4 protein-coding genes are annotated in these 6,367 nt (G+C 74.2%); 2 read left to right on the top strand and 2 right to left on the bottom strand.

The genetic code is table 11. From position 1 onward, the window contains the following. Window positions 1–231 (top strand): hypothetical protein (locus TA90_RS14820; protein WP_043534395.1); only part of this gene is annotated, 231 nt, incomplete at its 5' end. Between the two features lie 16 nt (window positions 232–247). Here TA90_RS14820 and TA90_RS02225 read toward each other — a convergent pair. Beyond that, a complete protein-coding gene (locus TA90_RS02225; protein ID WP_082031261.1) occupies window positions 248–3,382 on the bottom strand; it encodes an FAD-binding and (Fe-S)-binding domain-containing protein in 3,135 nt (1,044 codons plus the stop codon). 178 nt (window positions 3,383–3,560) lie between these two features. Between TA90_RS02225 and TA90_RS02220 the strand changes: the two genes are divergently transcribed. Further along, on the top strand, window positions 3,561–5,096 hold the full coding sequence (locus TA90_RS02220; protein ID WP_043534394.1) for a hypothetical protein: 1,536 nt from the start codon (window positions 3,561–3,563) through the stop codon (window positions 5,094–5,096). Window positions 5,097–5,117: 21 nt separating this feature from the next. On the opposite strand, the gene TA90_RS02215 is transcribed toward TA90_RS02220, so the two are convergent. Next, window positions 5,118–6,233, bottom strand: a complete 1,116-nt coding sequence (locus TA90_RS02215) for an alpha/beta fold hydrolase (RefSeq protein WP_052450388.1) — start codon at window positions 6,231–6,233, stop codon at window positions 5,118–5,120. Between the last annotated feature and the right edge of the window lie 134 nt (window positions 6,234–6,367).

The raw sequence follows: 6,367 nt of genomic DNA, 5'->3' as shown, positions 1-6,367 counted from the left end.
CTCGCCCTGCGCCGCGGGGCCACGGTGAACGCCGCGGCGGTCGAGGCCGGGGTGCCGCTCGCCCTGGCCGAGGTCATGGTCGACGAGATGCGGCGCACCGGGCTGTTGGAGGACGCGACCTCCCTGTGCGCCTCAGGGCTGGGCGCCTGCCACGGCGGGCACTCCGAGGAGGTCCGCATCCACTGCGCGGGCTGCCCGATCCTGCCCCTGTCGCCCTCGCGTCAGCGCTGAAGCACCCCCGGGCACCTCAGGGGCGCGTCGGTGCGCCTCCGGCGAGGAGCGCGGCGAGGTGCATCCCCCCGCGGTCGGCCAACTGCTCGGCCTGGGTCCGACAGGAGAAGCCGTCAGCCAGGTAGACGGCGCCGGGGTGCTCCTCGAGCGCGGGCAGGAGCCCGTCCTCGGCGACCGCGACGGAGACCTCGTAGTGGCCGCGCTCCATGCCGAAGTTCCCCGCCAGCCCGCAGCACCCGTCGAGCTGGGTGACACGTGCCCCGAGGCGGTCCAGGAGTGCGCGGTCGGCCGCCCACCCCATGACGGAGTGGTGGTGGCAGTGGGGCTGGGCCACCACCTCGACCCCGGTGAGGTCGGGCAGCACCTGCTCCTCCTCCGGGACGGTGGCGAGCACCTCGGCCAGGGTGTGCACGGCCCCCGCCACGGCGTGGGCGCGGGGGTCATCGGGCACCAGGTCCAGGAGGTCGTCGCGCAGGACGGCCGTGCAGGAGGGCTCCACCCCCACGATCGGGATCCCGTTGACCGCGTAGGGGCCGAGCTTGCCGAGCAGGTCCGTGAGACGCTTCTTCGCGCCGTCGAGCTGGCCCGTCGTGATCCAGGTGAGGCCGCAGCAGGCGTCAGGGGGGAGCAGGACCGTGAAGCCGTTGGCCTCGAGCACGTCGACGAGGGCGCGCGCGCCGGAGTCGTCGAGGGTCTGGGAGAAGGAGTCCGCCCACACCACGACGTGGCGGGGGGGACGTGACTGCGCCCGCGGCGCCGGACCCGCCCCCGGGATGCCGTCGGTGCCCGCGGTGCGGGCCCCGCCAGCGCTCACGCCACCCCCACTGCCCGTCCCCGTGGAGGCAGGGTCCCCCGCGGTCAGTCCCCGGTGCGCGGCCCAACGCTGGAAGGTGCCCGACTGGAGGTGCGGCATCGGCCGCCGCGGGTCGAGGCCGATCAGGGAGAACGCCAGGCGCCGCAGGGGGGTGACCCCCATGACGGCGTTCGCCACCTGCGCCAGGCCGGGGACCCGGGCGGTGAGGCGCGTCCACATCGGCAGGCGCCCCAGCGTGTAGTGCGTGAGGGGACGGCGGTGGCCGCGGTAGCGGCGGAACAGCGTCTCGGAGCGGTACTTCGCCATGTCCACCCCGGCCGGGCAGTCCGAGGAGCAGGCCTTGCACGCCAGGCACAGGTCCAGCGCCTCGAGGACCTCCGGGCTCGTCACCGACGCGATGAGTTCGCCGTTCGCCGCGTCCTGGAGGGTGCGTGCCCGCCCACGGGTGACGTCCTTCTCGTCGCGGGTGGCCTTCCAGCTGGGGCACATGAAGGTGCCGGCGATGTCGGCCCGGCACTTGCCCACACCGGTGCACCGGTGCACGGCTGTGGTGAAGTCGCCGTGGTCCTCACGGAAGGCGAACCCCCCGGCCGCCGGCAGGGGACGCGCGGCGGGCCTGCGGAGGAACTGGTCGAGGAGGTCGATCCCCGGCTGGACCTCCGGTGAGCTGCTCCCGGAGGGCAGCGGGCCGGTGAGGACGCCGGGGTTGAGGAGGTCCTCGGGGTCGAAGAGGTCCTTGACGCGGGCGAAGAGCTCGAGCAGTTCCGGGGAGTACATGTAGCGCAGGAGCTCCGTGCGGGCGCGCCCGTCCCCGTGCTCGCCGGAGACCGAGCCCCCGTGGGACGCGCAGACCTGGGCCGCCCGCTCCAGGAAGCGACGCGAGTGGGCGACGCCCTCGTCGGAGTCGAGGGGCAGGTCGAGGCGCACGTGGACGCAACCGTCCCCGAAGTGCCCGTAGAGCAGCCCGTCGACGTGGAAGTCCTCCATGAGGGCGGTGAAGTCACGCAGGTAGGCGCCCAGGTTGGCGGGCGGGACCGCCGCGTCCTCGAAGCCCGGCCAGGCCTGCTCGTTGCCGGTGCCCTCGACGGCGTCGATGGGGGTGCGTCCGCCCAGCCCGGCGCCGTCGGCGCGGATGCGCCACAGGGCGGTGGCATCGGAGCCCGGCGGGTAGACGGCGACCGCGTCGGTGTGGGCGTCGGCCGCGAGCGCGTGCGCGCGCGCCAGCGAGTCCTCCGGGGAAGTGCCCCCGACCTCGCACATCAGCCGCCCGTTGCCCTCGGGGAGCGTGGGGACCGCCCCGGGGCCCGCGTGGTGGCGGACCACGTCGACCAGGCGGGAGTCCATTCCCTCCACGGCGAGGGGGTGGTGGACGAGCAGTGCGGGGACGTCGTCGGCGGCGGCGATCATGTCCGGGTAGCCCAGCGCCACCAGCACCGGCGCGGTCGGGAGGTCGACCAGACGCACGGTCACCTCGAGGACCGTGACCAGGGTTCCCTCCGTGCCCACCAGCATGGCGGCGAGGTTGCCGTGCCCCTCCGGTGTGAGGTGCTCCAGGGAGTACCCGGAGACCTGCCTGCCGAAGGTGCCCAGTTCGGTGCGGACCAGCGCGAGGTGGTCGCGGACCAGATCACCCAGGCCCGGGACCTCGGAGAGGTCTCCGGAGGTGCGGGCGGTGAAGCGCCGACCGCGGCCGTCCACGCACTCCAGGGAGATGATGTTGTCGGCCGTGCGGCCCCAGGCGGTGGCGTGGGGACCGCAGGCGTTGTTGCCGACCATGCCACCGATCGTGGCGCGGTTCTGGCTGGAGGGGTCCGGGCCGAAACGCAGCCCGTGGGGGGCCGCCGCCTTCTGCAGGGTGGCCTGGACGCAACCCGGCTCGACCACGGCGGTCCGGCCCGCGGGGTCGAGGGACAGGACCCGGTTCATGTGACGGGAGAAGTCCAGGACCACTCCCGGACCGATGGCGTTGCCCGCACAGGAGGTGCCGCCACCACGGTTGGTGACCGGGACGTGCCAGCGTCGGCACGCCCCCAACGTCGCCACGACGTCGTCGGTGCCCGCGGGGAAGACGACCGCCAGGGGAGGGACGCGGTAGTTCCCGGCATCGGTGGAGAAACGGGCGCGGGTCCCACGGGTGGCATCGACCTCGCCCTCGAGCAGGTCCACGAGCTCGTCGAGGAAGCGGCGGGTGGCGGGGTCGTCGGTGGGGTCCGTCGACGAGGGCGGGAGCGCGACCTGCAGTGCCGTGGATGTCAGGGTCGTGGCGGCGACCGGCGTCCCACCGGGCACGCCGGACCGCGGGGAGGAGGGGGTTCCGTCCGGGTCGGGGGCACTCATGCCCCGATTCTGGCACCCCCGGGCGCGGGGCGGCTGGGCCGTCCGGTCCGTGCCCCGCCCCGGGCACGCCTGCGGTCCCCCGGTGACGGGGCACGGGAGCGGCTGCGTGCCGGGTCCCCGGTGGCCGTGCCATGTGGGACAATGATTCCTGTTCCGGCCATATCTGTGGGGGTGACGAATGGCCCTGTTCGAGTTCGAGGACGGGCACCTGGTGCCCGCCCAGTTCGGCCGACCCGTCGCCAACGGACTGTCACCCGAGGTGCTGGAGGCGGTCCGCGGTCAGGTCCTCGAGATCGTCTCGCGCCCGTTGTTCCCCATCACGTGGCGCGACATGTCGCGCGTGTCGGACCCCAGCAACGAGCAGCCACGCCTGACGGCCCTGGACGCCTCCGGGCAGGTCGTCTCGGTGGAGGTGCTCGACCACCTGGACTCCGACACCCTCATCGCCTCCCTCTCACGCCTGGCCGACACGGCCGCCCTGTCCTGGACCGACCTCGCCCGCGAGTACCCCGGTGACGTCGAGGGGTTCAAGGAGGGATGGGTCCACTTCCGCGACTCGATGCCGCCCTCGCCCGCTCCCGGTCCGCGTCTGGTGATGGTGGTCGGCTCGATCGACCTGCAGGTCCGCCCTGCCCTGGACGTCCTGGCCAGTTCGGGGGTCGAGGTCCACGAGATGTCCCTGCGCCAGATGTCCAACGGCAGGGCGTTCCTCGAGGTCCACGCCGTCGGTCCGCGCCTGTACGGGCACAGTCCGCAGGTCCTCCTCGGGCGCACCGGGTCCATCCCCGAGTTGGGTTCGGCCCCGACAGGTGCCGCCGCGCTGCCCGCCCCGGGACGCCACGGTGCCGGGCTCCCGGATGTCGACGCGCCGGTGGAGGAGACCGACAGCACGCCCGGTGGACCGTCGGGTCCCCGTGGGTCCGAGGAGCACGTCGTCGCCCCCGGCTCGGGCGCCGGCGCCGGGGAGGACGACTCCGCGGTCCCGGAGTGGGAGTCGCTCCCGTCCACCACCGGCACGGCCCCCGGCGTCGGCGACGGCACACACCCCGTGACCGGCCCGACCCCCATCGTGCCCCCCGGGGATCGGGAGACGTCCGTGGCCCCGGCCAGGCACGCGGCCCGCGAGGTCCCCGAGGAGGAGACCCCCGACCTGTCCCGACCCTCCACCACGATCCCCCACCTCCCCGCCCACGAGGGGACGTGGAGCGAGGCCGTGGGCGCATGGGAGGACGCAGCCACGCAGGAGGCACCCGGTCACGGCGCGCACGGCGTCCCGACGGAGGTCGGGGACGAGGAGTCGGTGGCCCAGGCGGCGCAGGCCTCGGAGGCCGCGTCCTGGTCCTCCGCGGACCGCCCGCACGCGGACGGCCCTGCGCCGCTCCCGGAGGGCGTCCCGGTGCTCCTGAGGGACTCCCAGGCGATGGAGGCCCTCGGACGCATCGTGGGGGAGGAGGCGCCACTGGTGCTGCGCCCCTCGCTGGATCCGACCGCGGAGGGCGTGCTCACCCCGCAGGGGCAGGTGCGGGTGCCCGCCGGTGAGTTCGACGACCCGACGGAGGCCCTCGCGGCCTCCGGTCACCCGGGCCTCGACGGGTGGGACGAGTGGCACCTCGGCGACCACCTCGGTCCGAGCCTGGCGGAGTCGCTGGACGAGGTCAACGCCGAGATCATCCGCGAGTACGAGCGGGCGGGCGAGCGCCAGGGTCGTCACTGAGGTCCCGCGCGGACCCGCAGGTCACACGAAGGCCGACAGCCAGCGCGACATCACCGAACGCACGTTGGCGCGCACGTCCGGGTCGGAGAGGAACAGGTCGTGGCGTCCGGGGAACCGGGCGATCGTCACCAGGGGCCCGAGGGTCGCCGAGCGTTCCACGATGACGTCGACGTCGAGCACCGTGTCCGAGCCGAACACCTCCGGGGACCAGGTGTCGCCCGTGAAGGTGCTCGTCGAGCACATCGAGAGCACCGGGCAGTCGAGATGGACGTGCTTCTCGACCTGCTCCTGGGCGGCCAGGATCGCCTCGAGCCACTGGGCGTAGGCCGGGTAGGAGTCCGGCCGCTTCCACTCGGTGGCGTAGGTCCACCCCGCGACAGCGGGGTCGCCCTCGTACCCCCGCAGGCGGGAGGGGAGGGGGAAGCCGGACCCCGCCCAGCCCTCGAGGAGGGAGCGGGAGTAGAAGTCCGATCCGCCACCCGTGGGCACCGCCCACAGGGGGTTGCGGGCGGCGATGCGGCCCAGTACGGGCTGCACGGTGGAGCGCATCGCGGCCATGGTCTGCATCTCGAGCCACGCCGAGTTCAGCACGACGCCCGTCACGGCACCGGGGTGGCGGTAGGCCCACAGGGTTGCCGTCAGCCCGCCGGTCGAGTGGCCGATGAGGACCAGCGGCAGGCGCCCGACCTCGGAGCGGATGAGGTCGAGGGACTCAGAGATGTCCTCGTCGTAGACGGACAGGTCGCTCGTGAAGCCGATGGTCTGGCCCGGCCGCAGGGAGCGGCCGTATTTGCGCAGGTCGACCGCGAAGAAGGCGCCCCCGGCGGAGGCGACCGTGCGTGCGAGCTCCACCTGGAAGAAGTAGTCGTTGCGGCCGTGGATGTACAGCGCGACGAAGCGGGGGAAGGCGAGGGCGTCCTCCGGGGCGCCGGGGTCCTGGTGGGGCAGGTGGCGGACCAGTGTGGCCACGACCTCGCCCTCGTCGTCCGGCAGGAGGGGGATCGTGCGGGACTCGAAGCCGGGACCGAGGATGTCGGTGCGCCACCGGTCCGTCGGGGGCGGGCCCTGGGGACCCCAGGGCGCGAGGACGTCGATGCCCGGCGCGGGGGTGGCGCCCGGTCCGGGGAGCGCGGGGATGTCGGAGGCGGAGGCGGGGATGTCGGTGGCGGCGGTGGGGGTGTCGGTGGGGGCGCCGCCGCGGGCCGGCGCTGCGTGTGCGGGGGACGTGGGAGCCGGGTTCGTGGGGGCTGCCGGGGCCCGGCCCGTGGTCA

Origin of the sequence: Actinomyces polynesiensis (genome assembly GCF_000820725.1) — a bacterium.
GTDB lineage: Bacteria > Actinomycetota > Actinomycetes > Actinomycetales > Actinomycetaceae > Pauljensenia > Pauljensenia polynesiensis.
Note: the sequence above shows the minus strand (reverse complement) of the source record. Positions and strands in the feature narration are given on the sequence as shown.